Source organism: Thermosynechococcus sp. B3 (assembly GCF_030323045.1).
GTDB lineage: Bacteria > Cyanobacteriota > Cyanobacteriia > Thermosynechococcales > Thermosynechococcaceae > Thermosynechococcus.
Genome location: NZ_CP097584.1, coordinates 511,072 through 535,931 on the forward strand (window position 1 = coordinate 511,072; position 24,860 = coordinate 535,931).

42 protein-coding genes are annotated in these 24,860 nt (G+C 54.3%); 9 read left to right on the forward strand and 33 right to left on the reverse strand.

Annotation, left to right across the window (positions count from 1 at the left end; all coding sequences use genetic code 11):
• Positions 1-6: 6 nt before the first annotated feature.
• The gene (locus M0646_RS02515; RefSeq protein ID WP_286626458.1) at positions 7-1,341 is read left to right on the forward strand and encodes an MFS transporter; all 1,335 of its coding nucleotides are present in this window, start codon (positions 7-9) and stop codon (positions 1,339-1,341) included.
• Here M0646_RS02515 and aguB read toward each other — a convergent pair.
• Genes aguB through rplC form a run of 32 tightly spaced genes read right to left on the reverse strand, consistent with a single transcriptional unit; the run spans position 1,338 to position 18,361 of the window.
• Complete coding sequence (gene aguB / locus M0646_RS02520) at positions 1,338-2,195, reverse strand: N-carbamoylputrescine amidase (RefSeq protein WP_286626459.1); 858 nt, start codon at positions 2,193-2,195, stop codon at positions 1,338-1,340. The genes M0646_RS02515 and aguB overlap by 4 nt on opposite strands.
• Positions 2,192-3,241, reverse strand: coding sequence for an agmatine deiminase family protein (locus tag M0646_RS02525; RefSeq protein ID WP_286626460.1), 1,050 nt, complete (start codon positions 3,239-3,241; stop codon positions 2,192-2,194). The genes aguB and M0646_RS02525 overlap by 4 nt, the downstream gene beginning before the upstream one ends.
• Positions 3,242-3,250: 9 nt before the next feature.
• On the reverse strand, positions 3,251-3,526 hold the full coding sequence (gene rpmE / locus M0646_RS02530) for a 50S ribosomal protein L31 (RefSeq protein WP_149817874.1): 276 nt from the start codon (positions 3,524-3,526) through the stop codon (positions 3,251-3,253).
• Between the two features lie 39 nt (positions 3,527-3,565).
• Entirely contained in the window at positions 3,566-3,979 is a 414-nt protein-coding gene (gene rpsI / locus M0646_RS02535) for a 30S ribosomal protein S9 (protein WP_149817876.1), read from the reverse strand.
• Position 3,980: 1 nt separating this feature from the next.
• Complete coding sequence (rplM, locus tag M0646_RS02540) at positions 3,981-4,439, reverse strand: 50S ribosomal protein L13 (RefSeq protein WP_024125583.1); 459 nt, start codon at positions 4,437-4,439, stop codon at positions 3,981-3,983.
• Positions 4,440-4,455: 16 nt separating this feature from the next.
• On the reverse strand, positions 4,456-5,310 hold the full coding sequence (gene truA, locus M0646_RS02545) for a tRNA pseudouridine(38-40) synthase TruA (protein ID WP_149817880.1): 855 nt from the start codon (positions 5,308-5,310) through the stop codon (positions 4,456-4,458).
• Positions 5,311-5,316: 6 nt separating this feature from the next.
• Entirely contained in the window at positions 5,317-5,667 is a 351-nt protein-coding gene (gene rplQ, locus M0646_RS02550) for a 50S ribosomal protein L17 (protein WP_149817882.1), read from the reverse strand.
• Positions 5,668-5,689: 22 nt separating this feature from the next.
• The gene (locus M0646_RS02555) at positions 5,690-6,655 is read right to left on the reverse strand and encodes a DNA-directed RNA polymerase subunit alpha (protein WP_286649836.1); all 966 of its coding nucleotides are present in this window, start codon (positions 6,653-6,655) and stop codon (positions 5,690-5,692) included.
• A gap of 29 nt (positions 6,656-6,684) precedes the next feature.
• A complete protein-coding gene (rpsK, locus tag M0646_RS02560; RefSeq protein ID WP_011055959.1) occupies positions 6,685-7,077 on the reverse strand; it encodes a 30S ribosomal protein S11 in 393 nt (130 codons plus the stop codon).
• Positions 7,078-7,119: 42 nt separating this feature from the next.
• Positions 7,120-7,500: a 30S ribosomal protein S13 gene (gene rpsM, locus M0646_RS02565; protein ID WP_024125578.1), complete on the reverse strand. Its 381-nt coding sequence runs from the start codon at positions 7,498-7,500 to the stop codon at positions 7,120-7,122.
• 33 nt (positions 7,501-7,533) lie between these two features.
• Positions 7,534-7,647 (reverse strand): 50S ribosomal protein L36, encoded by a 114-nt coding sequence (rpmJ, locus tag M0646_RS02570; RefSeq protein WP_011055957.1) that lies wholly within the window; start codon positions 7,645-7,647, stop codon positions 7,534-7,536.
• Between the two features lie 60 nt (positions 7,648-7,707).
• Positions 7,708-7,932 carry a translation initiation factor IF-1 gene (infA, locus tag M0646_RS02575; protein ID WP_011055956.1) on the reverse strand — a complete coding sequence of 75 codons (225 nt, stop codon included), beginning with the start codon at positions 7,930-7,932 and terminating at the stop codon, positions 7,708-7,710.
• A complete protein-coding gene (locus M0646_RS02580; RefSeq protein WP_286649837.1) occupies positions 7,925-8,512 on the reverse strand; it encodes an adenylate kinase in 588 nt (195 codons plus the stop codon). The genes infA and M0646_RS02580 overlap by 8 nt, the downstream gene beginning before the upstream one ends.
• Positions 8,512-9,822 carry a preprotein translocase subunit SecY gene (gene secY / locus M0646_RS02585; RefSeq protein WP_149817890.1) on the reverse strand — a complete coding sequence of 437 codons (1,311 nt, stop codon included), beginning with the start codon at positions 9,820-9,822 and terminating at the stop codon, positions 8,512-8,514. Before secY ends, M0646_RS02580 begins: the two co-directional genes overlap by 1 nt.
• A 12-nt stretch (positions 9,823-9,834) precedes the next feature.
• Positions 9,835-10,299, reverse strand: coding sequence for a 50S ribosomal protein L15 (rplO, locus tag M0646_RS02590; protein WP_149817892.1), 465 nt, complete (start codon positions 10,297-10,299; stop codon positions 9,835-9,837).
• A 13-nt stretch (positions 10,300-10,312) separates the two neighbouring features.
• Positions 10,313-10,837 (reverse strand): 30S ribosomal protein S5, encoded by a 525-nt coding sequence (gene rpsE, locus M0646_RS02595; protein ID WP_011055952.1) that lies wholly within the window; start codon positions 10,835-10,837, stop codon positions 10,313-10,315.
• An 11-nt stretch (positions 10,838-10,848) separates the two neighbouring features.
• Positions 10,849-11,211: a 50S ribosomal protein L18 gene (gene rplR / locus M0646_RS02600; RefSeq protein ID WP_149817894.1), complete on the reverse strand. Its 363-nt coding sequence runs from the start codon at positions 11,209-11,211 to the stop codon at positions 10,849-10,851.
• A complete protein-coding gene (gene rplF, locus M0646_RS02605; RefSeq protein WP_206201509.1) occupies positions 11,212-11,775 on the reverse strand; it encodes a 50S ribosomal protein L6 in 564 nt (187 codons plus the stop codon).
• An 18-nt stretch (positions 11,776-11,793) separates the two neighbouring features.
• Positions 11,794-12,195 carry a 30S ribosomal protein S8 gene (gene rpsH / locus M0646_RS02610; RefSeq protein ID WP_149817898.1) on the reverse strand — a complete coding sequence of 134 codons (402 nt, stop codon included), beginning with the start codon at positions 12,193-12,195 and terminating at the stop codon, positions 11,794-11,796.
• Between the two features lie 29 nt (positions 12,196-12,224).
• Positions 12,225-12,770 (reverse strand): 50S ribosomal protein L5, encoded by a 546-nt coding sequence (gene rplE, locus M0646_RS02615; RefSeq protein ID WP_250681994.1) that lies wholly within the window; start codon positions 12,768-12,770, stop codon positions 12,225-12,227.
• A 58-nt stretch (positions 12,771-12,828) separates the two neighbouring features.
• On the reverse strand, positions 12,829-13,182 hold the full coding sequence (gene rplX, locus M0646_RS02620; RefSeq protein WP_226971991.1) for a 50S ribosomal protein L24: 354 nt from the start codon (positions 13,180-13,182) through the stop codon (positions 12,829-12,831).
• Positions 13,182-13,550: a 50S ribosomal protein L14 gene (gene rplN / locus M0646_RS02625; protein WP_149817900.1), complete on the reverse strand. Its 369-nt coding sequence runs from the start codon at positions 13,548-13,550 to the stop codon at positions 13,182-13,184. The genes rplX and rplN overlap by 1 nt, the downstream gene beginning before the upstream one ends.
• Positions 13,551-13,562: 12 nt before the next feature.
• Positions 13,563-13,811, reverse strand: coding sequence for a 30S ribosomal protein S17 (gene rpsQ / locus M0646_RS02630; RefSeq protein WP_011055945.1), 249 nt, complete (start codon positions 13,809-13,811; stop codon positions 13,563-13,565).
• The gene (gene rpmC / locus M0646_RS02635; protein WP_149817902.1) at positions 13,811-14,023 is read right to left on the reverse strand and encodes a 50S ribosomal protein L29; all 213 of its coding nucleotides are present in this window, start codon (positions 14,021-14,023) and stop codon (positions 13,811-13,813) included. Before rpmC ends, rpsQ begins: the two co-directional genes overlap by 1 nt.
• A gap of 2 nt (positions 14,024-14,025) precedes the next feature.
• Complete coding sequence (gene rplP, locus M0646_RS02640) at positions 14,026-14,457, reverse strand: 50S ribosomal protein L16 (protein ID WP_286626469.1); 432 nt, start codon at positions 14,455-14,457, stop codon at positions 14,026-14,028.
• Positions 14,458-14,471: 14 nt separating this feature from the next.
• On the reverse strand, positions 14,472-15,188 hold the full coding sequence (gene rpsC / locus M0646_RS02645; RefSeq protein ID WP_286626471.1) for a 30S ribosomal protein S3: 717 nt from the start codon (positions 15,186-15,188) through the stop codon (positions 14,472-14,474).
• A gap of 12 nt (positions 15,189-15,200) precedes the next feature.
• Positions 15,201-15,569 carry a 50S ribosomal protein L22 gene (gene rplV / locus M0646_RS02650; protein WP_011055941.1) on the reverse strand — a complete coding sequence of 123 codons (369 nt, stop codon included), beginning with the start codon at positions 15,567-15,569 and terminating at the stop codon, positions 15,201-15,203.
• Between the two features lie 30 nt (positions 15,570-15,599).
• The gene (gene rpsS, locus M0646_RS02655; RefSeq protein ID WP_011055940.1) at positions 15,600-15,878 is read right to left on the reverse strand and encodes a 30S ribosomal protein S19; all 279 of its coding nucleotides are present in this window, start codon (positions 15,876-15,878) and stop codon (positions 15,600-15,602) included.
• A gap of 22 nt (positions 15,879-15,900) precedes the next feature.
• A complete protein-coding gene (rplB, locus tag M0646_RS02660) occupies positions 15,901-16,767 on the reverse strand; it encodes a 50S ribosomal protein L2 (RefSeq protein ID WP_286626473.1) in 867 nt (288 codons plus the stop codon).
• Between the two features lie 11 nt (positions 16,768-16,778).
• Positions 16,779-17,081: a 50S ribosomal protein L23 gene (locus M0646_RS02665; protein ID WP_286649838.1), complete on the reverse strand. Its 303-nt coding sequence runs from the start codon at positions 17,079-17,081 to the stop codon at positions 16,779-16,781.
• Entirely contained in the window at positions 17,074-17,706 is a 633-nt protein-coding gene (gene rplD, locus M0646_RS02670; protein WP_149817913.1) for a 50S ribosomal protein L4, read from the reverse strand. Before rplD ends, M0646_RS02665 begins: the two co-directional genes overlap by 8 nt.
• A 16-nt stretch (positions 17,707-17,722) precedes the next feature.
• Positions 17,723-18,361, reverse strand: a complete 639-nt coding sequence (rplC, locus tag M0646_RS02675) for a 50S ribosomal protein L3 (RefSeq protein ID WP_286626477.1) — start codon at positions 18,359-18,361, stop codon at positions 17,723-17,725.
• A 367-nt stretch (positions 18,362-18,728) separates the two neighbouring features.
• On the opposite strand from rplC, the gene tgt reads away from it, so the two are divergent.
• From tgt to M0646_RS02710, 7 genes are all read left to right on the forward strand, one after another.
• Positions 18,729-19,865, forward strand: a complete 1,137-nt coding sequence (gene tgt / locus M0646_RS02680) for a tRNA guanosine(34) transglycosylase Tgt (protein WP_149817917.1) — start codon at positions 18,729-18,731, stop codon at positions 19,863-19,865.
• Positions 19,849-20,322, forward strand: a complete 474-nt coding sequence (locus M0646_RS02685) for a DUF2752 domain-containing protein (RefSeq protein ID WP_206201517.1) — start codon at positions 19,849-19,851, stop codon at positions 20,320-20,322. The genes tgt and M0646_RS02685 overlap by 17 nt, the downstream gene beginning before the upstream one ends.
• Before the next feature lie 3 nt (positions 20,323-20,325).
• Positions 20,326-21,297 carry a bifunctional 2-polyprenyl-6-hydroxyphenol methylase/3-demethylubiquinol 3-O-methyltransferase UbiG gene (locus M0646_RS02690; RefSeq protein WP_149817921.1) on the forward strand — a complete coding sequence of 324 codons (972 nt, stop codon included), beginning with the start codon at positions 20,326-20,328 and terminating at the stop codon, positions 21,295-21,297.
• Positions 21,298-21,383: 86 nt separating this feature from the next.
• Entirely contained in the window at positions 21,384-21,815 is a 432-nt protein-coding gene (locus tag M0646_RS02695) for a BLUF domain-containing protein (RefSeq protein ID WP_149817923.1), read from the forward strand.
• A gap of 1 nt (position 21,816) precedes the next feature.
• Entirely contained in the window at positions 21,817-22,314 is a 498-nt protein-coding gene (locus tag M0646_RS02700) for a DUF177 domain-containing protein (RefSeq protein WP_286626480.1), read from the forward strand.
• Positions 22,311-23,810, forward strand: a complete 1,500-nt coding sequence (locus M0646_RS02705) for an AAA family ATPase (RefSeq protein WP_149817927.1) — start codon at positions 22,311-22,313, stop codon at positions 23,808-23,810. The genes M0646_RS02700 and M0646_RS02705 overlap by 4 nt, the downstream gene beginning before the upstream one ends.
• A gap of 3 nt (positions 23,811-23,813) precedes the next feature.
• Positions 23,814-24,281 carry an SH3 domain-containing protein gene (locus M0646_RS02710; RefSeq protein WP_286626482.1) on the forward strand — a complete coding sequence of 156 codons (468 nt, stop codon included), beginning with the start codon at positions 23,814-23,816 and terminating at the stop codon, positions 24,279-24,281.
• A gap of 3 nt (positions 24,282-24,284) precedes the next feature.
• Here M0646_RS02710 and M0646_RS02715 read toward each other — a convergent pair whose 3' ends face one another.
• Positions 24,285-24,719 carry a hypothetical protein gene (locus tag M0646_RS02715; protein ID WP_149817931.1) on the reverse strand — a complete coding sequence of 145 codons (435 nt, stop codon included), beginning with the start codon at positions 24,717-24,719 and terminating at the stop codon, positions 24,285-24,287.
• 15 nt (positions 24,720-24,734) lie between these two features.
• Here M0646_RS02715 and M0646_RS02720 point away from each other — a divergent pair, with 15 nt between their 5' ends.
• A complete protein-coding gene (locus tag M0646_RS02720) occupies positions 24,735-24,860 on the forward strand; it encodes a hypothetical protein (RefSeq protein ID WP_255451700.1) in 126 nt (41 codons plus the stop codon).

Here is a 24,860-nt window from a genome sequence, read left to right on the forward strand (position 1 = left end):
GCCACCATGACCTTTCAACTTCCTCCCCTGTTGCAGTGCCTACGGAATCGAGCCTTTGCCGGTCTCTATGCGGCGCAAACGATCAATCTGATTGGGGATGCGTTCACATGGCTCGGCTTAGCACTCCTTGCTTTTGAGTTAGCAGGAGAGAAGTCTGGACTGTGGCTCTCCACTGCCTTAACGCTGCGGGTCACCATTTTTGTGCTATTGGCTTCTATTGCTGGTGTTTTAGCAGATCGATTGGATCGCAAGGGATTGATGGTGACTACCCATCTTGTGCGGATGGTTTTGGTGTCGTTCTTGCCGTTTGTTACTGACGGCTGGCAACTGTATCTCGTAGTGGCTTTGCTGAGTGGCTTTCACGCCCTTTTTACCCCAACCTACACGGCCACATTACCCTTGATTACGACGGCTGAGGAGTGCCCACCGGCGATCGCCCTCTCGAATGCCACGTACCAACTCCTGAGTGTTTTAGGCCCAGCCCTCGCAGGTAGTGTTGCGGCGTTATTCAGTACCCGTTCAGTGTTCTTTTTGGATGCTTTGACCTTTTTGGTTGCAGCGGTGTTGATTGCTTGGCTGCCCACTGCTTTGATCGTACCTAGAGCAGGATCAGTCCCCCCCCGTAGCGGATTTCTTGAGGAGCTAAGTGTTGGTAGTCAGTGCCTTTGGTGGGATGCAGCAATTCGCTATGGATTACTACTGCAATTGGTGGCAGCGATCGCTGGTGCGGAAATTTTGGTGAATACCGTCGGCTATGTTCAGGGCACGCTACAGGCAGGAAGTCAGGCCTACGGCTCAATCATGGCGGCATTTGGTGTGGGTGCTACTTTGGCTGCGGTGATTTGGGGTTCTTCCTGTCGCAGGATGAGTGCCGTGAGGGTGATGGGTCTAGGGGGGATACTGACGGTGCTGCCGTTGCTGGCTGCCTATAGTGCTAATGTCCCTACCCTCGCTCTGTTGTGGGCGATCGCGGGTATCGGTAAAACCCTCGTCAATGTGCCTATGCAGACGGTAATTGCTGAGAGAGTGGCCGTGGAATTGCAGGGTCGGGTTTATGGCGCTCAGTTTGCTTGGAGTCATCTTTGGTGGGTCTTGGCCTATCCCCTAACGGGATGGTTCGGCAGTCAGTTTCCAGCCCAACATTTTTTCTATACTGGCCTCAGTAGCATGGTGCTTTTCATCGCTTTTGTGGTGTTGACCCGACCGTGGCACTTGCGGCATCTCCCCGCTGGTTTTTGGCACACTCATCCCCATGAGCACGACAGCGAGCATGATCATTGCCATCGGCTACAGGCTCATCAGCACCTACACTTTCATCTCCAGCCAAGCCACAGCAATTAAATAACACCATCCGCAGTCAACAGGGCTTTGTAGAGGCCGGGTCGGCGATCGCGAAAGAAGCCATAGGCCGCCCGTAGGCGTTCAATTTCCTCTAAATCAAATCTATGGACAAGCACTGCTTCTTGGGTGCGATCGGCCTCGGCCACTAGATCTCCCCTTGGATTAGCAATAAATGAACTGCCATAAAATACTTGCCCCCCCTCATCACCCACACGGTTGGCTGCCACCACTGGAATCACATTTGCCACTGCATGGCCAACCATCACCCGCTGCCAAGGGTCTTTGGTGTCCAGTGTGGGATCGTGGGGTTCACTACCAATGGCAGTGGGATACACGAGCACCTCTGCTCCCATCAGGGTCATCACCCGTGCAGCCTCTGGAAACCACTGATCCCAGCAGATGCCGACACCGATTTTGCCGTAGCGAGTACGCCAGACTCGAAAGCCCGTATTTCCGGGGCGGAAGTAAAACTTTTCCTCATAGCCGGGGCCATCGGGAATATGACTTTTGCGATAGACACCGAGGTTGACGCCCCCCGCATCAATCATGGCCACACTGTTGTAATAGACGGTGCCCGCCTTTTCAAAAAAGGACACTGGAATCACCACCGCCAGTTCCCGCGCCAAAGCCTCAAAGTGGGCAATTGTTGGGTGGTTTTTCACGGGGTGTGCGCGCCGAAAGTGACTCTCCCGCTCTTCCTTACAAAAATAGTGACCTTCAAATAGCTCTGGCAGGACAATGACCTGTGCCCCCTGCTGATGCGCCTGCCGCACTAGATCACTGAGGTGCAGAATATTGGTCTCAACATCATCGGTCAGCTGAGCTTGAATGGCAGCAACGGTCAGTGTTCTCATAGTTCCTGCTGCGTAATGCAATGGAAGGCGCCTCCCCCTTCTAAAATCATCCGTGCGGGAAGGCCAACGGTTCTGCGACTGGGAAAGAGCTTGGCGATCGCCTCAACCGCTTTGGCATCGGCTTCGACACCATAGGTGGGGACGACAACAGTGGTATTGGCGATATAAAAATTGACATAGCTAGCGGGTAAAATCTCCCCCTTTCGACTCGTCACCCGCCCCGGCGAAGGCACTGGGATTACCTCTAGGGAGCGCCCCTTGGCATCCGTTAGCGTTTGCAACTGCTCATAAATCGTCAGCAGGACATCGTAGTTCGGATCCTCAGGGCTGTCGGGCAGCATACAAACCACGGTTGCCGGAGCCACAAAACGCACCAGCGTATCGATGTGACCATCGGTGTGATCGTTGGCCAGTCCCGCGGTGTGATCGTTGGCCAGTCCCGATTCAATCCAGAGGATTTTGCTCACGCCAAGGGCGGGCTTGAGGCGGGCTTCCACTTCTTCGCTGTCTAAATAGGGATTGCGGTTGGGGTTGAGGAGACACTGGCGGGTGGTAAGGCAGGTTCCTTCGCCATCCACTTCGATCGCCCCCCCCTCCAAGAATAACGGCACCGCTCCATAGGGGAGGCCGATGGCTAGAGCAAGGCGCACAGCCAAGTCACTATCGCCGGGAAGTTGATACTTCTTGCCCCAACCATTAAAGGGCAAACAGAGGAGTCGGCGCTCCCCTGCCTCATTGATTAAGCCCACAGGAGCGGTATCCCGCAGCCAAATGTCACCAAAGGGGAGCTGATAAAACTGTGGATTCAGATCCCCGAGATAAGAACGAGCAGTGGCTTCTCCCACCTCGTCCAGCACCAGAATCTTCAGTTGCTCCCCGCGGCACTGACCTGTTACGGGATCGGGGTCAGCGATCGCCCGACACAGGGCTGCAAACTCTGAGCGTACTTGAGGTAAGAGATCGCCCCACAAATCCTCGTGACTGGGGAAAGCTAACCAACAGGCGCGATGGGGCAGCCACTCAGCGGGCTGAAAAAAGGGGGACATGAAGAGCGATTAGCCCTTTTTGTTGGTTTTGGGTGCAGGTTTAGCGGCGGCTTTTTTCCCTTTAGCAGTTTGCTGGGGCTTGGCACCGCTGTATTTGCGGCGGAAGCGTTCCACCCGCCCTTCAGCGTCAACGATTTTCTGAGTACCCGTGAAGAAGGGATGGTTGCCTGACCAGATATCCACGTGTAGTTCGGGTTTCGTGGAACCCACGGTCATCACCACTTCACCGTCACAATAAACTTTGGCTTCGGGATACCACTGGGGATGAATGTTCGGTTTTGGCATAGGAGTCTCACCACAAACGAGAAGTAAAAAACAAACATCTTAGCGTTTTGAGTATTGGGGGGCTTTGCGGGCTTTGCGCAGACCGTATTTACGCCGCTCCTTGGCACGGGGATCGCGGGTGAGATAGCCTTCCGTTTTCAGCGGCTTGCGGTTTTCGATGTCCAGTTGACACAGGGCGCGGGCAATCCCTAAACGAATGGCATCTGCTTGCCCCGTCAAACCACCCCCCGTGGCATTGACATAAATATCATAGCTACTTTCAAGGCCAAGGGTTTCAAGGGGGGCTTTCACCAAGTTGAGATAGGTGGGGTTGTTTTGCAGGTAGTCAGCCCCATTGCGGCCATTGATCAACAGTTGACCGCTACCAGGGATCAGGCGCACCCGTGCCACCGCCGACTTACGGCGACCGGTTCCCAAATAAACTACCCGCTTAGACTGATCAGCAATCTGCATGTTAGGCTCCCGGAATCGTGTTAATGGTCAAAGGCTGGGGTTTTTGCGCTTGGTGGGGATGCTCTGGCCCAGCATAAACTTTCAGCTTGGTAAAGAGTTTACGGCCAAGGGAATTTTTCGGCAGCATCCCTTTGACAGCATGCTCAATAATCCGCTCGGGAATGCGGGCTTGCAGTTGATCAAAGGTTTCAATTTTCATGCCGCCGGGGCGTCCCGAGTGACGACGGTAGAGTTTTTGGGAGCGTTTTCTGCCGGTGACGGTGACTTTCTCGGCATTGATGACAATCACAAAGTCGCCCGTGTCCATGTGGGGGGTGTAAATGGCTTTGTTTTTGCCCCTGAGAATACGGGCAATTTCTGCAGCTAGCCGACCCAAGCGTTGATCAGCGGCATCAATGACATACCACTGGGGAGCAAGGTCATCCACGGCGGGCAGTGGTGTCTTTACGGTACTGGTCATCACAAACTCCATGATTCTATGCAATGGACAATTCAGGGGTAATGGAGGCTAACTGAAACTGGGGCATCGCCTCGGTGCACAGGGCAAGGGGGAAAGGCGATTCAGGATAACCCACCCCCAATAGACAAAGGCCTACAGGGGGGGCAGCATACTTGACGAGGTGGCGTTGCTCCTGCTGCCAAATTTCCGTAAAACTGGCGGGCGATCGCTGGCCTTGCCCCACCTGTACCAAGAGTCCCACCAACAGGCGCATCATGCCGTAGAGAAACCCCGAAGCTTGCACCTCAATTTCCACAAGGGCACCGCGCCGCTGGCAGCTCACCGCCTGCACCTCCACCCAAGAATGGGCACGATTCGAGCCAGAACGGTGAAAGGCACTGAGGTGATGCCGCCCCAACAATGGCTGAAGCACGGCTGCCATTTTTTCCACATCTAAGGGGGCATAGTAGTAGTGCCATGTCCAAGGGCGCAGAAAGATATTGGGGCAGGGATCGGTATAGAGGGTATAGCGATAGCGACGCCACAGCGCGGAGAAACGGGCATGCCAGTGATCGGGCACCACCGCCGCCGCACGAATCACCACATCAGCGGGCAAGCGAGCATTGAGAATCCCCGGCCAACGATGAACGGGAATGGGCGAGTTGACCGTGACGTGAGCCACTTGACCAGCAGCATGAACCCCTGTATCGGTACGACCTGCTGCGACAACAGAGACGGGATGGTTGACAACACTGGCGATCGCCTGCTCAATCACCTCCTGTACCGTGCGCTGTCCCACCTGCCGTTGCCAGCCGTGGAAATGGGTGCCCTGGTACTGAATAAGCAGTGCCAAGCGTTGGCCACTCTGAGGAGGTGCGATCGCCGTCATCATTGCCTGCTACACCAGTTCAATGACTGCCAATTCGGCATTATCACCCCGCCGCCGCACACTGCGGATAATGCGGGTATAGCCCCCCTGGCGATCGCCATAGCGCTCTGGAGCTTGGGCAAACAGAGCATGCACCAGTTGCTTATCGTAGAGATAGCCAAGAGCACGCCGCCGTGCCGCCAAGGAGCCATCCTTTGCCAAGGTGATCATCCGCTCCGCCTCTGCGCGTACCGCCTTTGCCCGCGCTTTGGTGGTGGTAATGCGGCCATGGCGAATCAATTCAGTGGTCAGTGCCCGCAGCAGTGCTTTTCGTTGATCGGCTGGCAGTCCTAGCTGGGGAACCCGACGTTGGTGACGCATAGACAAACCTCATTCAATCTCTCTAGTTACGGGCAGCTTTTTGGGGTGGTAGCGTAATTCCCAAGTGTTTTTGCAGTGCTTCGATCACTTCCTCGGCAGACTTTTGACCGAAGTTTTTGATCTCCAGTAGCTCTTCTTGGGAATACTCAAGGAGGTCAGCGACCGTATTGACTTGGGCACGCTTGAGACAGTTGTAGGCACGCACCGACAAATTGAGTTGCTCAATGGGAATTTGTGCCGTTTCGTCATGCTCGTCAGTGGTGGTGGCCTCAGAGGTGTGCAGGGGCACTTCCTTCAAGGGGCTAAAGAGATCCACGAGGATTGTTGCCGCCTGATTGAGGGCATCTTGGGGGGTCAAGCTGCCATTCGTCCAGATTTCCAGCTTTAGATAGTCTTGGAGTTGGCGATCGCCCTCTGTACCGGCACTGCGCACCGAATCAACGGTATAGTTCACCCGCCGCACGGGCATAAAGACCGCATCCAATTGCAGATAGTCCAAGGCAAGGCGATCGTCCCGTACCCGCTCCACCGAGCGATAGCCGCGATCCTGTTCAATCTTGAATTCCATCTCCAAGGTTGCCCCCGGCATCAGCGTGGCAATATAGTGGTTGGGGTTGACCACTTCCACTTCAGAGCCAAGTTGCACCATGCCAGCAGTAACCGTCAATGGCTCATTCTCAGGAGCTTGGGCAAAAAGGCGACCCATTTGGGGTTCTGAGGTGTGGCTGCGAATCACCAACTGCTTCATTTGCAGCAAAATGTCCATGACATCTTCGCGCACACCGGGAATTGTTGAAAACTCATGATTCACACCGGCAATGCGCACCGCTGTCACGGCACTACCGGGTAAGTTAGCAAGAAGAACCCGCCGTAGGGCATTCCCCACCGTAATCCCTTGACCGGGGGCGAGGGGGTGCAGCGCAAATTGGCCGTACTGTCCTTGATCCTCCTCAACCCGTGTTTCCAAACATTCAATTTGATATGCCATAGCTGTGCTCCCAAGTGACCCAAACCAACCTAAACCCGCCGCCGTTTGGGGGGACGGCAACCATTGTGGGGAATGGGGGTCACATCCCGAATGAGGGTAATTTCTAGACCTGCGGCTTGCAACGCCCGAATCGCTGTCTCGCGACCAGAACCGGGACCACTCACCATGACCTCAATTTGCCGCATTCCCTGATCAATGGCACGGCGAGCTGCATTATCAGCAGCAGTTTGAGCCGCAAAGGGTGTGCCTTTTTTGGCACCTTTGAAACCACTGGAGCCAGCGGAGGCCCAAGCAATCACCTCACCATTGGGGTCGGTAATTGAGACAATCGTGTTATTAAATGTGGACTGAATGTGGGCAACGCCACTGGGGACATTGCGCTTTTGCTTACGAGGGCCAGAGCGTTTTGCAGAGGGTGCCATAATCTATCCAAACCGTGAATCAGGTAGCAGGAGCGGAAAAATTTATTTCTTAGCAGCGGGTTTTTTCTTACCCGCCACAGTGCGGCGACCACCACGACGGGTGCGAGCATTGGTACGGGTACGCTGACCACGAACCGGCAATCCAAGGCGATGCCGCCGCCCGCGGTAGCAGCCAATGTCCATGAGCCGCTTGATATTCATGGCCTCGAGACGGCGCAGATCCCCTTCCACTTGGTACTCGTCAATCGCAGCCCGCAGTGCCGCAATATCGGCATCCGTCAAATCGCGAGTGCGGGTATCTGGGTTAACACCCGTTTTTGCCAAAATTTCTTTGGAGCGGGTCAAGCCGATGCCATAGATGTAGGTGAGGGCAATTTCAATGCGTTTGTCGCGGGGTAAATCAACACCAGCAATACGAGCCATGAATCTAGTTCCTATGTGTGCAACAACAGTGGGTTACCCTTGGCGCTGCTTGTGCTTCGGATTGGTGCAGATCACCATGACCCGACCACGTCGCCGAATGACGCGGCATTTTTCACAAATACGCCGTACCGATGCTCTTACTTTCATATCAGTTGCTCATGTAGTCGCAAATTTTATATCTTAGCAGAGTGGCCAACAAAGATCAAACTACTTTTTGCGCAGGCGATAGGTAATCCGCCCCTTGGTCAGGTCATAGGGGGTCAATTCCACCTTCACGCGATCGCCCGGCAAAATTTTGATGTAGTTGCGGCGAATCTTACCGGAAATATGGGCAAGGACATTAAAGCCATTGTCCAGATCCACCCGAAACATGGCGTTGGGCAATGACTCGGTCACTGTCCCTTCAATTTCAATGGCATCCTGTTTAGACACGGTTCACCTCCCCAATACGTGCTTGAATGGCAGCAGTTACCTCTTCGATCGTACGTGTTCCATCAATGTGTACAAACTTGGGATGACTCATGTACTGTCGAATCATTGGTAGGGTTTCCCGCTCATAGACCTGTACCCGCTTGAGGATGGTTTCAGGGGTATCATCGGAGCGCTGCTGACCATTGGCTGCTTGCTTGGCACGATTGAGGGCGCGTTCCTGGAGAATCGCAGCAGGCACATCTAAGAAGAGCAAGTAATCATAGTCTTGGTGAATGCTTTTGAGCATCTCCTCAAAGACTGCTGCTTGTACCACATTGCGGGGAAAACCGTCCAAAAGCCAACCCGCAGCCGTATCTGGCTGTTGCAAGCGATTGGCCACCATATCCACAATCACCTGATCCGGTACCAGTTCACCGCGATCCATGTAGCTTTGAGCCTGTTGACCGAGGGGGGTGCCCGCAGCTCGCTCTGCCCGCAGAATATCCCCTGTGGAAATATGGGGAATCCCCAAAAGCGTGGTCAGAATTGCTGCCTGTGTCCCCTTGCCCGAACCGGGACCGCCAAACAAAATTAAGCGCATTACTGCTTCACCATCCCCTCATAACGTTGTGAAATCACATAGGTTTGAATCTGTTTTGAGGTGTCAATGGCCACCCCCACCAAGATCAACAGGGAGGTCGCCCCCAGCCCTTGAAATGTTGTTACTTTGGTTGCACTTTCGACTGCCGTGGGAATAATCGCCACCAGACCCAAAAAGATCGCCCCTAGGAATGTCAGGCGGTTGAGAACCCGCTCTAGGTAATCAGAGGTGGCTTTCCCCGGTCGGATTCCCGGAATACTGGCGCCCATTTTTTTCAGGTTTTGGGACATATCCACGGGGTTGACCACTAAGGAGGAGTAAAAGTAGCTAAAGAAGAGAATCAACAGTAAATAGAAAATCACATATAGCCACGGCGTCGGCCCTGCTGGAGAAACATAACTCGCAAATCGCGCCACGAGTTCATTGCGGGTAAACTGCGCTAAGGTCGAAGGCAGAATCAGTACTGCTGAGGCAAAAATGATTGGCATCACCCCCCCTTGGTTTAAGCGCAGGGGCAGGTAACTGGTTTGCTCGCGGTAGAGTTTGCGCCCCACTTGGCGACGTGCCGAAACAATAGGGATGCGGCGGGTACCCTCTTGCACAAAGACAATGCCAACAATCATGGCCAAAAAGACGGCCACCAGAATAACAATGCCGCCAATATTGCCACCACTTTCGGCGAGGGCGATCGTCTGACCCACTGAGGCAGGCAAGTAGGCAACAATGCTCAAAAAGATCAAGAGTGAGGCTCCATTACCCACGCCCCGCTCAGTAATCAATTCCGAAATCCACATCACCACCATTGAGCCAGCGGTCAGGCCAAGGACAATTTCAGCCACAAACCACGCCCCCGGATGCAAAGCCGCACCGGGAATGGAACTCACAAAAATGGCAATGCCAAAACTTTGCAGAACTGCCCAGCCCACAGCCACGTAGCGAGTAATTTGGGAAATTTTGCGGCGGCCGGCTTCTCCCTCATCCTTTTGCAGCCGCTCCAAGGAGGGGAGAGCAGCAGTCAGCAATTGCATGATGATGGAGGCGTTAATATAGGGCAGGATGCCGAGGGCAAAAATCCCAAGGGCAGAGAGGCCACCCCCTGAAAAGATGTCGAGGAAGCGAATCACGGCATTATCTTGGACGCTCTGGGCAAAAACGGCGCGATCGATCCCCGGAATGGGTAGATAAATCCCCAGCCGTACCAAGATCAATAGCCCAATGGTGATCAGGAGTCGCCCCCGCAGACCAGCCGCTTGAGCCATCTGCATAAAGGTTTCTTGGGCAGTGGGTGCCTTGCCGCGATTCACAATCATATTGGGGTTCCTCTATTCACTGTCGGCAGCAACGCAGGTCTCCACACATACCCCACCAGCGGCTTCAATCTTGCTGCGGGCACTGCCACTAAAGGCAGCGGCATGAACCTCCAGCTTGACGTTTAGCTCACCATCCCCCAGCACTTTGAGGGGATATTTAGCGGTGGTGAGAATGCCAGCCTCAAGGAGAGACTCAACCGTCACTACACTATTGGCGGGTAGGGTATTGAGACGACCCACGTTGATCGTAGTGTAAACCTTCCGGTTGACGAGGGGAAAGTGCTTGAGTTTGGGGAGACGACGGTAGAGGGGGTTTTGACCGCCTTCAAAGCCGGGACGGGTGGGGCGACCCGAACGGGATTTTTGCCCGCGCATCCCAAAGCCACCACTTGCCCCTTGACCTGCGGCAATGCCCCGACCAATCCGCCGTTTGCGTCGTCGCGATCCCGCTTGGGGGTGCAGATCTTGAAACCGCATGGACAACTCCTACCTATTTGCTATAGAGGTTTTCAATGGGGATTTCCCGCTCCTCGGCAACTTCTTGGAAGGTGCGCAAGGCTGCAAGGGCTTCGAGGGCGGCGCGGGCATTGTTGAGGGGGTTGCTGGAGCCTAGTTGTTTGGCCAGCACGTTGCGTACCCCTGCTAGTTCCAGAACGGTGCGCACAGAACCACCAGCAATTACCCCGGTTCCCGGTGCAGCGGGGCGAATCATGACGCGAGCAGCACCGCCTTCGCCAAAAGTGGGGTGGGGAATAGAGTTGGATTTGGTGATCGGGACATCAATCAGGTGCTTTTTGCCATCGGCCACACCTTTGCGCACCGCACCAATGACATCGGCAGCTTTACCGACGCCCACACCCACTTGGCCACGCTCATTGCCAACAACCACAATGGCGCGGAAGCTTAGTTTCTTACCGCCTTTGACTACTTTGGAGACGCGGCGGATCTGGACGACCCGCTCTTGCCAGTCGGTTTCTTTTTCAACTTTGCGGGGGTTTTTACGACGATTTGCCATCGGGTCATCCTCTAAAAGTCTAGTCCAGCTTCACGGGCGGCATCCGCCAAGGCCTTGACACGACCATGGTAGATATTGCCACCGCGATCAAAGACAACGCGCTCAATGCCAGCAGCTTTGGCACGCTCTGCAATTAGTCGCCCCACTTCAATAGAGGCGGCACAGGTGCTCCCTTTTCCTAGTTTTTGCCGCAGTTCTGGCTCAACACTGGAAGCGGCCACAAGGGTATGGTGCCGGGTGTCATCAATCACCTGGGCATAGATGTGCTGATGGGAACGAAAGACAGCGAGGCGGGGGCGATCGCTGGTACCTTTGACTTTGCGGCGAATGCGCTGATGCCGACTTTGGCGAGCCGCAGTACGAGTTTGTTTCATCTATTTCTTCCCTGTCTTACCAACTTTACGACGCACAAATTCACCCATATAGCGAATGCCCTTGCCCTTGTAGGGTTCAGGGGGACGTACGGCGCGAATACGGGCAGAGGTGTTGCCGACTAGTTCTTTATCAATGCCACTGACAAGGACAATCGTGCCCTGCTGCACTTTTTTACCTTGGTTGTCCTCAATTTCTAGGGTAATGCCCTCGGGTGGCACAATCTCAACGGGGTGGCTGTAGCCCATACTGAGGACAAGGGTTTTGCCTTGGAGTTGGGCGCGGTAACCAACCCCTTGAATTTCCAGCTTTTTCGTAAACCCTTGGGAGACGCCTTCCACCATGTTGGCCAATAGCGTGCGGCAGAGGCCGTGGCGTTCTTTAGCAGGTCGAGAATCATCGCGGCGTTTGACAACAATATTTTCGCCCTCTTGGGCAACATTCACCTCGGGCGGCAAAACCCGACTGAGTTGACCCTTGGGGCCTTTGACCGTGACCTGCTGCCCGTCTAGGGTGAGGGTGACATTCTTTGGCAGGGGGATGGGACGCTTGCCAATACGAGACATGTGGGACTTCCTCCGAGCTTACCAAACGTAACAGAGTACTTCGCCGCCAATGCCCTGCTTCCGTGCCTCGCGATCAGTCATGATGCCGCTAGAGGTGGAGATGATGGCAATGCCGATGCCACCGAGCACCCGGGGCAACTCACGGGAATTGGCATAGACGCGCAGACCGGGTTTGCTCACCCGCTTGAGCGCAGTAATAATCGGCTGGCGCTGCTTGCCGCGATATTTTAGGGAAACCACAAGATGCCGTTTGATGCCGTCCCCTTGCTCTTCAAAATCGCGAATAAACCCTTCCGCTTTCAGCACCTGCGCAATACTGCGGGTCATGCGCGTGGCCGGAATGGTGGTGGTTTGATGACGCGCAAGGTTTGCGTTGCGGATGCGAGTTAGCATATCGCCAATCGTGTCATTTACTGCCATAGTTGCTCCTTAAAAATCTGCCTCCGGCGTTAGTTCTCACGGAACGGCATGCCCATTGCTTTGAGCAGGGCGCGTCCTTCTTCATCAGTATTGGCAGTGGTGATGATTGAGACATCCATGCCGCGAATTTGATCAATGTCGTCGTAGTTGACTTCGGGGAAAATCAGTTGCTCGCGCAAACCTAGGGTGTAGTTGCCCCGGCCATCAAAGCTTTTGGGGTTGACACCGCGAAAGTCACGGATCCGTGGCAGTGCCAAGTTAATCAAGCGATCCAAAAAGGCATACATGCGATCGGATCGCAGCGTCACGGCCACACCAACGGGCATGCCTTTGCGAATTTTGAAGCCAGCGATCGCCTTCTTGGCGCGGGTAACGACGGGCTTTTGGCCGGTAATCGTGGCAATTTCTGCCAGTGTGGCTTCAAGGGCTTTGGCATTTTGCGCCGCTTCCCCCAGACCGCGGTTGACGGTTATTTTGACAATCTTGGGGACTTGGTGAATGTTTTTGTACTGAAACTGCTGCATGAGCTGCGGCACAACGGTTTTGTTGTAGTGATCTTTGAGGCGTTGGGACATGGGGCTTCTCCTAGGGGCATTCTCTGGGCTGGGTCAGAGAGGGGAAAACGGGTTAGACCTAATCAATGATTTCGCCAGTTTTCTTGAGCATCCGCACCTTACGGCCATCTTCGGTGTAGGTGTAGCAGATGCGACTGGCCACGTTTTGCTTGGTGGAGTAGAGCATGACCTTACAACTGTGAATCGGGGCTTCTTTGGTGATGATTTGCCCAGATTCGCCCTCTTGGCGGGGCTTGACGTGTTTGGTTTTCAGGTTCACTCCTTTGACAATCACCTGACTGGTTTTGGGGAAAACGGCGAGGACTTCACCGACTTTGGCTTTGTCGCTGCCAGCGATGACTTGAACCGTGTCCCCTTTTTTCACGTGCATGCGATAGCGCACTGGCTTTTTGTTTGCTTTCTTGGCCGCCATTAGAGTACCTCCGGTGCCAATGAAACAATTTTCGTAAAGTTTTTATCCCGCAGTTCACGAGCCACAGGACCAAAGACACGGGTACCGCGAGGGTTGCCCTCTTGGTTGATCAAGACAGCGGCATTGTCATCAAAGCGAATGCTCATGCCACTTTCACGGCGGATGGTTTTGCGGGTGCGCACAATGACAGCGCGAACCACATCGGATTTTTTCACTGCCATATTGGGGGTGGCATCTTTGACGGTGGCAATGATCACATCGCCGACACTGCCGTAGCGACGGTTACCGCCGCCGAGCACACGGATGCAGAGGAGCTTTTTGGCGCCGCTATTGTCGGCAACGTTGAGATAGGTTTCCTGTTGAATCATGGCTGGCTCTCCTTAGGCAGTGCGAGGACTGAGAATCTCGGCAATGACCCAACGCTTGGTGCGACTCAGGGGACGGGTTTCCCGAATGCGCACGCGATCGCCCACTTTGGCTTCGTTATTTTCATCATGGGCTTTGTAGCGGCGGGTTTTGACGACAATTTTGCCGTACTTGGGGTGGGGGGCGCGGTTTTCGACGGCAACGACGACGGTTTTTTGCATTTTGTCGCTGACGACGACGCCAACACGTTCTTTAACTGCCATTAGTCTTGGCCTCCACTGCGGCGACGTTCATTCTCAAGGGTTAAAAGCTGTGCCAACTCATGGCGCAGATGCTTAAATTGATGGGGCTTGACCTCTTGGCGGGTGGCTTTTTTGAAGCGCAGATCAAAGAGTTCTTTCTTAATGGCGGCAATGCGATCGCTCACCTGTTGATCACTCAGTTCCCGCAGGTCTTTCATTTTTGTCAGTGCCATTCTTAACCCTCCTGTTGTTCCTCTTCTTGATTGCGCACCAGAAAACGGGTCTTGATCGGCATTTTGTAGGCAGCAAGGCGCATGGCTTCGCGGGCAACCGCCTCCGGCACACCGGCAATTTCATACATAATGCGACCGGGTTTGACCACTGCCACCCAGTATTCCGGTGAGCCTTTCCCTGACCCCATCCGCGTTTCGGCAGGCCGCATCGTCACGGGCTTATCGGGGAAAATGCGAATCCAGATTTTGCCACCGCGGCGGATATAGCGGGTCATGGCACGACGACCAGCCTCAATTTGCCGTGCGGTGATCCACGCGGGTTCAAGGGCTTGAAGGGCATAGTCGCCAAAGTGGATGGAGTTACCGCGACTGGCAACCCCGGTCATGCGACCCCGCTGCTGTTTGCGAAATTTTGTACGCTTTGGACTTAACATCGCTGGCTTCCCTGTTAGTTAGAGCGATTTTCAAATTGGGGTAGGCGGCGTTGGGGACTGCGGCGACTGGGTTCCCGTGTTACGGCTTCGGCTTGTCCCGGCAGTACCTCACCTTTGAAGATCCACACTTTCACACCCAAAATGCCGTAGATTGTGCGGGCGGTGCGGTAGGCATAGTCAATGTCTGCCCGTAGGGTATGCAGAGGAACGCGACCCTCCCGTGTCCACTCGGTACGGGCAATTTCCGCCCCATTCAGGCGACCCGCCACTTGGACTTTGATCCCCTCAATGCCTGCTCGCTGTGCCCGCTGAATGGCTTGGCGCACGGCGCGTCGGAAGGCCACCCGTCGCTCCAGTTGCTGGGTGATGTATTCCGCCAAGAGGCTGGCTTCAGCATCGACACGGTTGACTTCCACCACGTTCACTTTGATCGTGCGGTTGCTAGGGAGCATCTGCCGCAGTTGCTTGCGCAGTTCCTCAATCCCTTGGCCGCCTTTACCAACGACGACGCCGGGACGAGCGGTGCGAATTTGCAACTCCACTTGATCCGCTTTGCGCTCAATGCGCACTTCCGCAATACCAGCGTTGGCCAGTTGCTTGTTAATAAACGTGCGGATGCGGTGATCCTCCTGTAATAGCTCAGGATAGCGATCGCTATCGGCGTACCAGCGGGAGCGATGTTCTTGTGTAATGCCGAGGCGAAAGCCAATTGGGTGAATCTTCTGTCCCACGGTGGTATCCTTCTACGATTCGTCAGCAGTGTTTTGGGGCGCCACAGCAATCGTGATGTGGCAGGTGGGCTTGCGAATTTGGTAAGCGCGGCCCTGGGCGCGAGGGCGAAACCGCTTCAGGCAAGGCCCTTGATCGGCATAGGCTTGACTAATTACCAAGGTGGCGGGATCCAAGCCTAAATTGTGGGTGGCATTGGCTGCCGCCGATCGCAAGACCTTTGTAATCGGCTCACAGGCACGATAGGGCATAAAGCGCAGCATAATCAGGGCATCGCGGTAGGTGCGACCCCGCAGTTGATCCAGTACCCGCCGCACCTTGTGGGGTGACATGCGGACATACTTGGCGCAGGCACGGGCAGTAGGAGAAGAGGTAGAAACCATAGACGGCTATCCCAGACGCGAACAAGAGAATCAATGGCGGGCTTTTTTATCGCCCTTAACATGACTGCGGAAGTTGCGGGTGGGGGCAAATTCCCCTAGTTTGTGACCCACCATCTGCTCAGTGATGTACACGGGCACGTGCTGCTTGCCGTTGTGGACGGCAATCGTGTGGCCAATCATTTCTGGCACAATCGTTGAGGCACGCGACCACGTTTTGATCACTTCCTTGGCATTGCGCTCATTGAGGGCTTCAATCTTGCGTAAGAGATGATCCGCCACAAAGGGGCCTTTTTTTAATGAACGTCCCATAACCTAACTTCTCCGCAAAAACCTAAGACTGACGACCACCGCGACCCCGCTTGGAAGACTTCTTACGACGCCGCACGATGAGAGCATCGCTGAGTTTTTTCTTCTTGCGAGTTTTGTAGCCAAGGGTGGGTTTACCCCAAGGCGTGACAGGCCCGGGACGACCAATGGGGGCGCGCCCTTCACCACCACCGTGGGGGTGATCCACCGGGTTCATGACCGAACCGCGCACCTTCGGACGACGACCTTTCCAGCGATTGCGACCCGCTTTCCCTAAGCTGATGTTGTTGGCTTCAACATTCCCCACTTGGCCAATGGTGGCATAGCACTCCTTGCGGAAGAGCCGCACTTCACCCGAGGGAAGCTTGAGGGTGACCATATCCCCCTCTTTGGCCACTACTTGTGCCATCGCGCCGGCAGCTCGCACCATTTGCGCACCCCGACCGGGGGTAATTTCCACATTGTGCACACTAGTACCCAAGGGAATTTTGCCCAAGGGCAAAGCATTGCCCACTTCAATGGGCGCATCAGGACTGGCAATGATTTCGGTGCCGGGGGTCAAATCTCGAGGATGGATGATGTAGCGTTTCTCGCCATCGCGATAGTGGAGCAGGGCAATGCGGGCATTGCGGTTGGGATCGTACTCCACAGTTGCCACTTTGGCGGGGACATTGAGCTTGCTGCTGCGGCGAAAATCAACAATGCGATAGCGACGCTTGTGGCCACCCCCCCGCCGCCGACTGGTAATGACACCGCGATTGTTGCGGCCTTTGTCGCGTTTGAAGCCACGGGTCAGCGACTTTTCCGGCTTGTCGGTGGTAATTTCAGCAAAGTCAGAAACAGTTTTTTGGCGAACGCCGGGGGTGTAGGGTCGGTAAACGCGAATGCCCATGATCTACTCCGTTAAACTTCGGGGAAGAGAACGATCTTGCTGTCGGGGGCAAGGGTGACGATCGCCCGCTTGTAGCGCGGACGATGGCCAACAAACCGAACCACGCGGCGCTCTTTAGGAGGCAGATGATAGGTATTCACTGCCGTAACTTTGACGTTAAAGAGTTCTTCAATCGCAGCCTTGATTTGCGGTTTGGTGGCGCGCCGATCCACATCAAAGGTGTATTGATTGTTTTCCAGTAAAATTGTGGCCTTCTCTGTGATGATGGGGCGCTTGATGAGATCCGCAAGGGCGCGGGGTTGGACTTTAGTCACCGTACACCTCCTGAATTTTGGCGATCGCGCCAGTGGTGGCAACAATGCGATCGGCATAGAGTAAATCAAAAACATTCAATTGATCGGCACGCAGGAGTTTCAGGGTGGGCACATTTCGCGCCGAGAGTGCCACCATTTCGGCAATGTCTTCCACCAGTAGCAGCACCTTTTGCTCTGGCTCAATGCCCCAGCGTTGCAGCGCGGTCACCAGTTCCTTGGTTTTGGGACGGGGCAAGTGATCGGCAAAGTCCTGAACCACAATCAAGTCTTCAACGCGGCTCATCAGGGCTGTACGCAGGGCAAGTCGCCGCTCCTTACGATTCATTTTTTGGCTGTAGTCGCGGGGCTTAGGACCAAAGATCACACCGCCACCCCGCCAGAGGGGAGAACGGATCGAACCAGCGCGGGCACGCCCTGTTCCTTTTTGCCGCCAAGGTTTGCGACCGCCGCCACGCACCTCAGCACGGGTTTTGGTAGATGCCGTTCCCTGACGCGCATTGGCTAACTGCCGCACAAGGGCACGATGAACAATATGACTGGCGGTTTCAGGTTTTGCTGTCGCCAGATCAAGGGTGGCTTCACCACTGTCGGCACCCTGCCAGTCTTTAACCACACATGCAACCATAACTACTCTCCAGCCCCTATTTGCGACCGACACCCTTGGCGGGGGTAATGCTCACGAGTGCCCCCGGTTTACCCGGTAGTGCCCCTTTGATCAGGATTAAGTTGCGCTCAGCATCAACGCGCACCACCTGCAACTTGCGAATGGTGACTGCCGCATTGCCCATGCGACCGGCCATCCGCTTGCCGGGGAAAACCCGACCCGGGGTGGTTCCTGCCCCAGTGGAACCGGGCAGACGGTGGTTTTTTGAGCCATGCGCCATTGGACCGCGCTTAAAATTGTGGCGTTTTTGATAGCCCGCAAAGCCTCGGCCAATGCTGGTGCCGTGGACATCCACAAGCTGCCCCGGACTAAAAATGTCAACAGTGATGGCCTGACCCAATTGATAGGCAGAGGCATCTTCAAGGCGAAATTCCCGCAGATGACGCATGGGGGGCGTTTGCGATTTGTTGAGGTGGCCGCGCTCGGGGCGACTCAGGTTTTTCTCCCGCACTTCGCCGTAGGCCACTTGAATTGCCGTGTAGCCGTCGGTTTGGGGGGTTTTGATTTGTGTGATCGGACACGGCCCCGCTTGTACCACCGTAATGGGGACAGATCGACCCGCCTCGTCAAAGATTTGGGTCATGCCCAACTTTGTCCCTAAAATACCAACTGTCACGATCGCGTTCCTTCAAAATACAAATCACAACAAAACAGCGAGAGGCAGCCGCAAGGCTACACCTCGGCAGATTCCTACAGTTAGGAATGGTGGATTGACCCAGCAGTTACACGGTCAAGACGATGACGCTTAAAGCGCATCTATCATTGATCAAGGACAGGCGCAGGTAAAGATGGCAAGGCTATGATTGCAAGTTGCGAACACGCTGCCACCCCTGGATCAGTGGAACCAAGGACTTAAGGGGGTTGAGGCGATCGCGCCCACTCAGTATCCGTTTTTGGTCACAAGTTTTAATCATAGATCAGCGATTGTGGGTTTGTCTAGGCATTTGGTAACATTTTTTACGCCTTCTTGTGGATCCAGCAGCGTGTTTGAATTTGTCTGCCAGCAGGACTGTGCCCATACCCAAGCGCGGGCAGGCCTGTTTCACACCCCCCATGGCGCAGTGGCAACGCCGCGTTTTATGCCCGTGGGTACTTTAGCGAATGTGAAAACCCTCACCCCAGAACACCTCAAGGCGGCGGGCGCTCAAATGGTTTTGGCCAACACCTACCATTTGCACCTGCAACCGGGGGAAGACATTGTGGCCGCAGCGGGGGGACTGCACCGTTTTATGGGCTGGTCAGGGCCAATTCTCACGGATTCGGGGGGGTTTCAGGTCTTTAGCCTCAGTGAAATGCGGCAGATTTCCGATCAGGGGGTGGTGTTTCGTTCACCCCACGATGGTCAAATCATTGAACTGTCACCTGAGCGGGCGATCGCCATTCAAGAGGCCTTGGGGGCAGATGTGATCATGGCCTTTGATGAGTGCCCCCCCTACCCTGCGAGCCGGGAGGCAGTGATCCAAGCGACGCAACGCACACTACATTGGTTAGAGCGCTGTATTGCCGCCAAACAACGATCGGATCAGGCTCTCTTTGCCATTGTTCAGGGGGGAGTGTATGCCGATCTGCGGCGGGAATGCGCTGCGGCGATGCTGCCCTATGACCTGCCGGGCTATGCCATTGGTGGGGTGAGTGTCGGGGAACCCAACAGTGCCATGCACGAAATTGTGGCGGTGACGGCTCCCCTCTTGCCTGCCCATAAGCCACGTTATTTGATGGGGGTGGGAACTCACTTAGAAATGTTGCGGGCGATCGCTGCTGGGGTCGATCTCTTTGATTGTGTGATTCCTACCCGTCTGGCTCGCCATGGCTGTGCCATTGTCCAAGGGCAGCGCTGGAACCTGAAAAATGCCCGCTTTCGCCGCGATTATGAACCCTTGGATCCCACCTGTCCCTGCTATACCTGCACCACCTTTAGCCGAGCCTACCTGAGTCATTTAGTGCGTGCCAAGGAGCTACTGGCCTACACCTTACTCTCGATTCATAATGTGACGGAACTGATTCGGTTCACCCAAGCAGCACGCCAAGCAATTTTAGAGGAGCGATTTGTGGCGTTTGCGGCAGAATGGGAGCAGCGACTAGTGGTGGATGCTGAGGAACCCGATGCTGCGCTTCTCTGATGCCGTTTTATCAAGGCAGGAACGCTTGAGCCGCTGGGGCTTTTTGGGACTGACCACAGCACCTTTAGTGGGAGCGGCACTCTTTAACCATACGGGGACGCCGCCTTTTTTACTTTGTCTTTTTCGGGCAACAACGGGCATTCCCTGTCCAGGCTGCGGTCTGACCCGTTCCTTTATGGCGATCGCTCGCGGCAATGTTGAAGATGCCCTGAGAATGCATCTCTTTGGCCCTGTGCTCTTTCTCGCATTTACGGTGATGGCGGTTTTTATAGGCCTAGAGCTGAAAACTGGCCGGCGATTGCAGCACACCCCCTTTCGCTACATCAATGAACGCATTCAAAACTGGTGGTGGCTAGGGGTGATTTATCTTGGCTACTATGGCCTGCGACTGTACAGCCTATTTCACACCGGAGAATTTTATATCAATCCCCTAAAAAACATCTTTCTGAGGAGTTAATCAATGACTATCTCCATTCATTACGTTGATCCCAAGACGAAAGCACCACTTAGAAAGGATCATACTGCGTACTATAGTGAGACGGGTTCTGTTTATCCAATTGTTAATCAGATTCCTAGATTTGTAGATTCAAGCCAAAACTACACCCAAAGTTTTGGTCTGCAATGGAATAAGTTCTCAAAAACACAAATAGATGATACAGATCAAAAACAATCTGAAACTCGATTCTTTGCAACAACAAACTGGCAGCCTGAGGAGCTTGCTGGCAAAAGTATTTTAGAAGCCGGTTCTGGTGCAGGTAGATTTACACGGGTTATCTTGGAAAAAACGTCTGCTTATCTTTGGAGTTTTGATTATTCAGAGGCGGTTGAGGCAAATTGGCAAAATAATTCTGATATTGCTGGCGGAAGATTACACCTATTTCAGGCGAGCATCTATGACATCCCTTTGCCTGAAGCCTCTTTTGATAAGGTGTTTTGTTTTGGGGTTCTACAACATACACCTGACTTTGAAGAATCTGTAAAAAATCTGATTAAATACGCAAAAATCGGTGCTGAGATTGTGGTTGATTTCTATCCGATTAAAGGTTTTTGGACAAAAATACACGCAAAATATCTTTTAAGACCCTTGACAAAAAAGATGTCACACCAAGCTCTGTTGAATTTGATTGAGAAGAATATCGATGGTTTAATTACGTTATTTGATTTTTTAGTGAAAGTTAAACTAGGCGTACTGACTCGATTTTTACCAATTGTTGATCTACGAACAATTCCTAGTACTGTGGATCAGCAAAAACGCCGTGAATGGGCAATTTTAGACACCTTTGATATGTTCTCGCCGGAGTATGACAATCCCCAAAGAATAAAAGATGTTGCTGCTATGTTTGAACGTCACGGAGCTAAGGTTACTTTTGCCGGATTTGTCAAATCAAGTGCTGGCACTAGCGCAGTGGTCAGAGGCGTTCGCGAAACTTAAAGTAAAGATCACGGGAGTCGTCTTTAGCAAGGGTCCCTTTCATGGGATATTGAAATCGGTTGTGTGCGATCGAGAACCGGAGACCCATGAGATTACATCGCTTGCTTTATCTCAGTTGTGCCACAGATGGCCTGTCCTACCCGGATCTGCGGGATATTATGGCCAAGTCAGAGGTGAACAATCTCCGCGATGGCATTACGGGAATACTGTGCTACGGCAACGGCATGTTTCTGCAAACCCTAGAGGGCGATCGCCAGAAAATCAGTGAAACCTACGCCCGCATCCTCAAGGATCCCCGCCACCACAGCGCCGAACTCATTGAATTCAAGGCCATCGCAGAGCGCACCTTCATCAATTGGTCAATGCGTCTGGTGCAGTTGGGCGAGATGGACAGTGATAAAATTCGGCACCTGCGGTTAAAATACTCACCAGCAGCAACCTTTCAGCCCACCTCAATGACGGCTGAGCAATGTTTTCACTTCCTCAAAGAACTCTATGAAATGAGCCAAGGAACTTAGTGTGAGCGATGCCCACTGGCTAAGTATTCCCGATCTACTGCGGCTGCCCGCCCAGACCTATGAGTGGCGGGTGGATACCGGTTTTCCAGACTTGGCAACGCTAACTCCCGTGCAAGGGATTGTGACTGCCAGTCACCGCTACACCTATTTAGAAGTTAGTGCCAGTGTGAGTACGATCGTTACCCTCTGTTGCGATCGCTGTTTGCAGTACTATAACCATCGCTTGGTGTGTACGACTACGGAACTCATTTGGCTTGCAGAAACGCCGGCGAGTCAACCGGACGATGATCTGGTGGAAACCTTGCCCGCCAACGGTCGCATTGATCTTGCGGATTGGCTCTACCAGCAACTCTGCCTTGCCCTGCCCTACCCCCAATACTGTGACCCCAATTGTGGCGGTATTCACCCCCCTGTCCCTGCGGAACCCCCCATTGATCACCGCTGGGCAATGCTTGCGCAACTACAATCGGTTCTGGAGCGTTCGGAACCATCGCCGTGAGTGCTCAGTCTGACCTTGAACTGTTGCTGCGGGCACGCTATCCCCTGTTGTATGTGGCCACAACAGAGGAAGAACGCCTTGAGGCAACACTGCACACAATTAGCAATCGCCTGAATCAGCGCCCCATCTACATTTGGGATTTTGTCGAGGGGTATCAGGGCAATCCCAATGATCTGGGGGTCGCCAAGCGCAATCCCCTCAGTGCCCTTGAATTTGTTGAAAGACTACCGCCACCGGCAGCGGCGATGATTCTGCTGCGAGATTTTCACCGCTTTATTGAGGACGTGGCCGTCTCTCGCAAACTGCGCAACTTGGCGCGGCAGCTCAAGTCCCAGCCCAAAAACCTGATCCTGCTGGCTCCGACGGTGCAGTTGCCCCCGGAACTGCGGGATGTGATTACCGTTGTCGAGTTCCCTTTGCCCCAACGGGAGGAAATTCGCCTTGAACTGGTGAAGCTCTGTCAAAGCCTCGGCAGGATTCCCCCTGAGCCGATTCTCGATGAGTTGATCCGCGCCTGTCAGGGCTTGACCCTAGAGCGCATTCGCCGCGTCATTGGTCGGATTATTGCCCTCCACGGCATGCTCGACGGTAGCCATGTGGATTTGATCTTGGAGGAAAAGCGGCAGATCCTGCGGCAAACCCAAATTCTCGAGTTTTATCCCACCCAAGAAACGATTGCCGACATTGGCGGCCTTGACAATCTCAAGGAGTGGTTGCTGCGGCGCGGCGGTGCTTTTTCCGAGCGGGCACGGCGCTATGGGCTGCCCTATCCGCGGGGGGTGCTGCTAGTGGGAATTCAGGGCACCGGTAAATCCCTAGTGGCAAAGGCGATCGCCCACCAATGGCACTTGCCTCTGTTGCGATTGGATGTGGGGCGACTCTTTGGCGGCCTAGTGGGGGAGTCAGAGGCGCGGACCCGCGAGATGATTCAAATTGCTGAAGCCCTTGCCCCCTGTGTCCTCTGGATTGATGAAATGGATAAAGCCTTTGCGGGCATTGATGGCCGAGGGGATGGCGGCACCAGTAGCCGCGTCTTTGGTACGATTATCACTTGGCTGGCTGAGAAAACCTCTGCTGTTTTTGTCGTGGCCACTGCCAACAATGTGCAGGTCTTGCCCCCGGAACTGCTGCGTAAGGGTCGCTTTGATGAAATCTTTTTTGTCGGACTACCCAATGTGGATGAGCGGCGAGCGATTTTTGAAGTGCACCTCAGTCGCGTGCGGCGCGATCGCCTGCAAAACTATGATCTAGAGCGGTTGGCCTACGAAACCATTGACTTTTCTGGGGCTGAAATTGAGCAGTGTATCATTGAGGCAATGCACCTTGCCTTTAGCCAAGACCGCGACTTTACCACCGAAGATCTGCTGCACGCGGCCAGTGAGATTATCCCCTTGGCACGGACAGCTCGCGAACAGGTACACCAATTACAAGAATGGGCGGCCTCCGGGCGGGCACGGTTTGCCTCACGGATCCTCTCTCCCCCCACAGGGCGTTAGATCATGAAACCAGTGGTGCGTGTGCTGCAATGGCTCCTAGGAACCTTTTTGGGTTTAGGTCTGATTACCCTTGTGGCCGCTGCTATCATTACACCCCTCGTCTTTAACTTGCTCTGGCCACCCCCCCGCCCCAAGGTCGAAGCACAAAATTCGCCACCGCCTACGCCACCAGAGTCGTCACCGAATTCCCCCTCACCCACTCCTGAACCAACCCCGACCCCCTCACCGCAGCCAAACTCTGAAGGGCGGGTGATCTATGGCGATGGTTTACGGTTGCGCGATCGCCCCAGTCGCGAGGCAAATGCCCTAGGCGGTGTGGCCTTTGATGAAGTGGTGACGATCCTAGAGCGCAGTGAGGATGGGGAATGGCTGAAGATTCGCACCGCCAACAATCTTGAAGGCTGGGTACTGGCCTTTGGCGTGCAGGAAACAACAGCTCAATCCCCCACCTCCAGTGAGACGACCCAGTAGGCGCTATTGGGAAAATTCCTGCATTTGCTGAAACGAACGGTACTCGCGATCGCCACTCAGCCATTCCACGAGCGTGATTTTCACCCGCCCCCCCGCATTGGGAGTTGCCAGAAACTCCGCCTCCCCTTCGCTATTAATCACGGGATTGCGCAACTGGGTGGATCCCGCTTCCAGTAGTCGCTTGCTCGTCGGGTCATAAATCTCGTAGTAGATCTGGACATTGCGCGCTGGTGTCGCCGTTTCATTGCGCACGCGCCCCGTCAGGCGGTGGTACCAGACACCCGCAATATTCTCGCTCTGCAATTGGACATCGGTGACGCGCACCACTTTGGGCGCTTCGCGACGGCGCGCGATCGCGGGCATGTCATCAAGAGATACGAACCCGACACTAGTCGTCAACAGCAGACCACAGAGCCAAATTGTGCGTAAGCTAGGCATTGTTCTCTAACCGGTGTGACAATAATAGAGTCTAAGACGCAGCATTCAGCGGGAGCGATCGGCCTCATTGGCCTTGAGGATACCACCTTAGTGACCGCTGCCCCGAGTCTGTACCTGCTGGATTGGATTCACCCCACTTAA

What these genes read in the sequence shown, in the direction of transcription:
- rpsH (WP_149817898.1), bottom strand. Translation starts at nt 12,195, where the DNA reads ATGGCAGTAAATGACACGATTGGCGATATGCTAACTCGCATCCGCAAC.
- rpsM (WP_024125578.1), bottom strand. Translation starts at nt 7,500, where the DNA reads ATGGCTCGTATTGCTGGTGTTGATTTACCCCGCGACAAACGCATTGAA.
- rpmC (WP_149817902.1), bottom strand. Translation starts at nt 14,023, where the DNA reads ATGGCACTGACAAAAATGAAAGACCTGCGGGAACTGAGTGATCAACAG.
- truA (WP_149817880.1), bottom strand. Translation starts at nt 5,310, where the DNA reads ATGATGACGGCGATCGCACCTCCTCAGAGTGGCCAACGCTTGGCACTG.
- M0646_RS02715 (WP_149817931.1), bottom strand. Translation starts at nt 24,719, where the DNA reads ATGCCTAGCTTACGCACAATTTGGCTCTGTGGTCTGCTGTTGACGACT.
- rplD (WP_149817913.1), bottom strand. Translation starts at nt 17,706, where the DNA reads ATGGTTGCATGTGTGGTTAAAGACTGGCAGGGTGCCGACAGTGGTGAA.
- M0646_RS02690 (WP_149817921.1), top strand. Translation starts at nt 20,326, where the DNA reads ATGACTATCTCCATTCATTACGTTGATCCCAAGACGAAAGCACCACTT.
- rplE (WP_250681994.1), bottom strand. Translation starts at nt 12,770, where the DNA reads ATGTCCCAACGCCTCAAAGATCACTACAACAAAACCGTTGTGCCGCAG.
- M0646_RS02710 (WP_286626482.1), top strand. Translation starts at nt 23,814, where the DNA reads ATGAAACCAGTGGTGCGTGTGCTGCAATGGCTCCTAGGAACCTTTTTG.
- rplV (WP_011055941.1), bottom strand. Translation starts at nt 15,569, where the DNA reads ATGGTTTCTACCTCTTCTCCTACTGCCCGTGCCTGCGCCAAGTATGTC.
- rplF (WP_206201509.1), bottom strand. Translation starts at nt 11,775, where the DNA reads ATGTCTCGTATTGGCAAGCGTCCCATCCCCCTGCCAAAGAATGTCACC.
- rpsQ (WP_011055945.1), bottom strand. Translation starts at nt 13,811, where the DNA reads ATGGCAGTTAAAGAACGTGTTGGCGTCGTCGTCAGCGACAAAATGCAA.
- M0646_RS02685 (WP_206201517.1), top strand. Translation starts at nt 19,849, where the DNA reads ATGCTGCGCTTCTCTGATGCCGTTTTATCAAGGCAGGAACGCTTGAGC.
- rplR (WP_149817894.1), bottom strand. Translation starts at nt 11,211, where the DNA reads ATGAAACAAACTCGTACTGCGGCTCGCCAAAGTCGGCATCAGCGCATT.
- rpsE (WP_011055952.1), bottom strand. Translation starts at nt 10,837, where the DNA reads ATGGCAAATCGTCGTAAAAACCCCCGCAAAGTTGAAAAAGAAACCGAC.
- rpmJ (WP_011055957.1), bottom strand. Translation starts at nt 7,647, where the DNA reads ATGAAAGTAAGAGCATCGGTACGGCGTATTTGTGAAAAATGCCGCGTC.
- rpsS (WP_011055940.1), bottom strand. Translation starts at nt 15,878, where the DNA reads ATGGGACGTTCATTAAAAAAAGGCCCCTTTGTGGCGGATCATCTCTTA.
- rplB (WP_286626473.1), bottom strand. Translation starts at nt 16,767, where the DNA reads ATGGGCATTCGCGTTTACCGACCCTACACCCCCGGCGTTCGCCAAAAA.
- rplP (WP_286626469.1), bottom strand. Translation starts at nt 14,457, where the DNA reads ATGTTAAGTCCAAAGCGTACAAAATTTCGCAAACAGCAGCGGGGTCGC.
- aguB (WP_286626459.1), bottom strand. Translation starts at nt 2,195, where the DNA reads ATGAGAACACTGACCGTTGCTGCCATTCAAGCTCAGCTGACCGATGAT.
- rplM (WP_024125583.1), bottom strand. Translation starts at nt 4,439, where the DNA reads ATGACCAGTACCGTAAAGACACCACTGCCCGCCGTGGATGACCTTGCT.
- rplN (WP_149817900.1), bottom strand. Translation starts at nt 13,550, where the DNA reads ATGATTCAACAGGAAACCTATCTCAACGTTGCCGACAATAGCGGCGCC.
- M0646_RS02525 (WP_286626460.1), bottom strand. Translation starts at nt 3,241, where the DNA reads ATGTCCCCCTTTTTTCAGCCCGCTGAGTGGCTGCCCCATCGCGCCTGT.
- M0646_RS02515 (WP_286626458.1), top strand. Translation starts at nt 7, where the DNA reads ATGACCTTTCAACTTCCTCCCCTGTTGCAGTGCCTACGGAATCGAGCC.
- M0646_RS02695 (WP_149817923.1), top strand. Translation starts at nt 21,384, where the DNA reads ATGAGATTACATCGCTTGCTTTATCTCAGTTGTGCCACAGATGGCCTG.
- rpsI (WP_149817876.1), bottom strand. Translation starts at nt 3,979, where the DNA reads ATGCAGATTGCTGATCAGTCTAAGCGGGTAGTTTATTTGGGAACCGGT.
- rpsK (WP_011055959.1), bottom strand. Translation starts at nt 7,077, where the DNA reads ATGGCACCCTCTGCAAAACGCTCTGGCCCTCGTAAGCAAAAGCGCAAT.
- secY (WP_149817890.1), bottom strand. Translation starts at nt 9,822, where the DNA reads ATGATTGTGAATCGCGGCAAGGCACCCACTGCCCAAGAAACCTTTATG.
- M0646_RS02580 (WP_286649837.1), bottom strand. Translation starts at nt 8,512, where the DNA reads ATGCGCTTAATTTTGTTTGGCGGTCCCGGTTCGGGCAAGGGGACACAG.
- rpmE (WP_149817874.1), bottom strand. Translation starts at nt 3,526, where the DNA reads ATGCCAAAACCGAACATTCATCCCCAGTGGTATCCCGAAGCCAAAGTT.
- rplO (WP_149817892.1), bottom strand. Translation starts at nt 10,299, where the DNA reads ATGCGGTTTCAAGATCTGCACCCCCAAGCGGGATCGCGACGACGCAAA.
- rplX (WP_226971991.1), bottom strand. Translation starts at nt 13,182, where the DNA reads ATGGCGGCCAAGAAAGCAAACAAAAAGCCAGTGCGCTATCGCATGCAC.
- M0646_RS02555 (WP_286649836.1), bottom strand. Translation starts at nt 6,655, where the DNA reads ATGGCATATCAAATTGAATGTTTGGAAACACGGGTTGAGGAGGATCAA.
- rplQ (WP_149817882.1), bottom strand. Translation starts at nt 5,667, where the DNA reads ATGCGTCACCAACGTCGGGTTCCCCAGCTAGGACTGCCAGCCGATCAA.